Below are 2,813 nucleotides of genomic sequence, written 5' to 3'. Positions count from 1 at the left end.
CCTCCGGGGGCTGCATGCTGGGGCGAACGGCGGCCATGTAGTAGTCCACCGGGATCGTGCTGGCATGGATCATCGCCGCTGGGAAGCCACGCACATACGTGGTCGCGTGTTCGAGCCGCTCCAGCGCGGCGTCGGCCGCGCCGTGGCGGAGATGGTGGGCGGCATCGGTCACCGCGACCGCCGCGCAGATATTGAACAGGACGTGGACCTGGTGCCCGACGAGCCACCGCGCCGTCCACTCGCTCTCCAACGAAATGTTCTCAGCTACAGCGGGAACGGGGAACGGTTCGGTCGCCTCGTCGGTCTCCGCGGCGCCGGTCAGGTCGAGCGCAGCCTGCCGCATCCCCGCGACTTCCATCGCCAAGTCCGCACCCGACAGCGGGGCCCTGCACAGGTCCGCCACACCGCGATGGATGACCAGAACACCGTGCAGCGCCGCCTGTTGATCGGACAACTCCACCTCACGGACCCGGAAGAACGACTGGCTCACCGACTCCGCGGGCAGATCCTCACCAACGATCGGCAGGGTCTGCGAGGTCAGAGCCTCGACCAGCTCGCCGACAGCGGCCACCCCCTGCCGCAACGCTGCGGTGCGCTCGACCGGACCGGAGTGGGTCGGTACCTGTGCCAGCACGGCCGCGGCCCGCGTCGCCGCGGACCGGACCGCAGCGCTCAAGCACGCGATGGTTCCCCCGTCGGGCACCGTCCGGAACACAGCTACTGGCGGGCGCTGGATGGCAACCGGGGTATCCATCTGTCGAGAATATCCGCGGTCGTACCCCTTCGGTCAGCATTCGAAGAACTGAATCCTGTTGACTCCGAGTATCTTTCGAGCCCTCGCGGTCGCGACTGGCGGCGATCACCCCGACCTGATCGCCGCCGACGCCGCGCGCACTCATGACGCCGCGGCCGCGACCCCCGGCATCACGCCCGCGCCCACTCCGAAGTATTGGAGGCATTCCATACCTGGTGCGGCACAGTTGGTCTGGCGTCGCTCTCGGCCGCCGTCGAGCGGTATATCGCCCTCGGCGCCGTGCGCAAAGACCATTCGGCGTCGCCGCTGGCGGTGTGGATCGCCGCGATCGCTGACAAGCACCACGACGCGGGCCATCTCGACCCGACCACCGGCGCGAAAGTCCGCGAGGTCCTGGCCGGAGTTCGTACCACCCAAGCCCTGGCCGGGCGTGAAATCGACCAGGCGCCACCGGCCGATCACCCGGTCGTGATCGCGGGCGATGACCACCGCCCTCGCCGCCGCGGTGACCTTGCTGGAACAGGTCGCCCCCGCCGCGACATCGCGATGATCCTCACTGGCTTCTCCATGCTCGGCCGACACAGCCAAATCGCCGCTCTCGCAGCGCTATCACGGCACGCCAGTGGTCGAGGACGACCTGTCGCCGTCCTTCATCACCGGGCACGCCGCGATGGTTCATATCTTGTCACCCGGCCGATCGGCAACGGCTCTCAAAGGCGTGTTGGCTGCTCCGCGACCTTCCCGCAGGCGAAGGACGAAGTGGCGTATGACTTGTTCAGTGCGTCGTTCTTCGAGACGAACCCCGATTCGCGAATCATCCTGTTAGCCACTGTCGGCGGTGATCGACGGCTTGGTCGAGTATCGACTGGGCGACGGCGGTGAATGAAGTAGTCACTCGACGACATTTGCCCACCGTTCGACCACATCACTGGAACACACCGCCGATAGCTCCGGCTGCTGATCAAAGGTCAGCTGAACAACGCTGATCTGGGTGCTGTGCTACCCACCGGGCTCACCCCGAATTCTGCAAGATCTCACCCGGGACACGATCGACAACTGTTGCGGTGCAATGTTTGAACCATGAGTGCGGGGTAGTCGACAGAGTGGTGCAGCGTTGCGCCTCCCTGACGTCGACATCGAAGGAAAGACTTCATGAGCACACGCAACACCGTGACGACCCTGCTCGCGCAACTGCGCGTTATCCGCGAGTTGACGGAGACCGAAATCCGAATCGCCGAGACTCGAATCGCACAGGCTCGCACTGAGGCTGTACGCCGTGAGCTGGCTGAGAACGCCCACAACGCCCGCGCTCGCGCGGAAGCCATCGAGGCCGCGATCCGTGAACTGGGCGGCGCGCCGGAGCGGATCGGCCCGTTCATCGGAAGGGCTGCCGCCGCGGTCAAGGCGATCGGCGAACAAGCCCAGCCGTTCGACGAAGCTTTGCTGGGAGACCTCGTCCTCGAACATCAGCTGCTCGACCGCGCCCGCTACGTCAAAGCACTCGCGACCACCGTTCAGAACGCCGATGTAGTAGCAGTGGCGCAGCGGTTGATCACCGCCCATACGGCCACCGTCACATGGTTGACGACCGTACTCGCCGAGGACGCGCTCGGCGGGCCCGCGGCTTTGCGCCGAACACCGATTCAGGCGGTTACGGGGACCGCGGTGAAGCTGATCAATATCCCTGTTACGTGGTCTGCTCGCAGCATCGACCGCGCGTTGGACACATTCCGTGCTGCCCCGCCCGCACTGGGCGAGTTGCTCGCCAGGGGTGCGAACGCGGGCGATGTCGCCGTGAAGACGCTCGCGGCCTCGCGCGATGCTGTTCTCGAAACCACTGAGCAGGTCTCGCGGCGTGAAGGCGCGGATTCCACCGCCGAGGCAACGCATTCACTGCGCACCGCCACCGGCCTTCTCGATCCCAGAGAGCTGCCCATCAGTGGCTATGACGACTTGAATGTCGCCCAGGCGGTGGCAGCGGTCAAGGAACTCGCCGATCCCGCCGCAGTCCGGATGATCCTCGCCTACGAGGAGGCGCACAAGGCGCGCCAGGGTGCTG

Annotated in this window: 3 protein-coding genes; 2 read left to right on the top strand and 1 reads right to left on the bottom strand. The window is 66.1% G+C overall.

What is annotated here, in order from left to right; genetic code table 11:
* Positions 1–754 (bottom strand): hypothetical protein (locus ACFWF3_RS31025; RefSeq protein WP_379317272.1); only part of this gene is annotated, 754 nt, incomplete at its 3' end.
* 195 nt (positions 755–949) lie between these two features.
* On the opposite strand from ACFWF3_RS31025, the gene ACFWF3_RS31020 reads away from it, so the two are divergent.
* Positions 950–1,636 carry a hypothetical protein gene (locus ACFWF3_RS31020; protein ID WP_379317270.1) on the top strand — a complete coding sequence of 229 codons (687 nt, stop codon included), beginning with the start codon at positions 950–952 and terminating at the stop codon, positions 1,634–1,636.
* A 270-nt stretch (positions 1,637–1,906) separates the two neighbouring features.
* On the top strand, positions 1,907–2,813 hold a 907-nt coding region (locus ACFWF3_RS31015; RefSeq protein WP_379317268.1), incomplete at its 3' end, for a ferritin-like domain-containing protein.

The organism is Nocardia sp. NPDC060220 (genome assembly GCF_042727815.1).
In the GTDB taxonomy this organism is placed as follows: domain Bacteria; phylum Actinomycetota; class Actinomycetes; order Mycobacteriales; family Mycobacteriaceae; genus Nocardia.
Note: the sequence above shows the minus strand (reverse complement) of the source record. Positions and strands in the feature narration are given on the sequence as shown.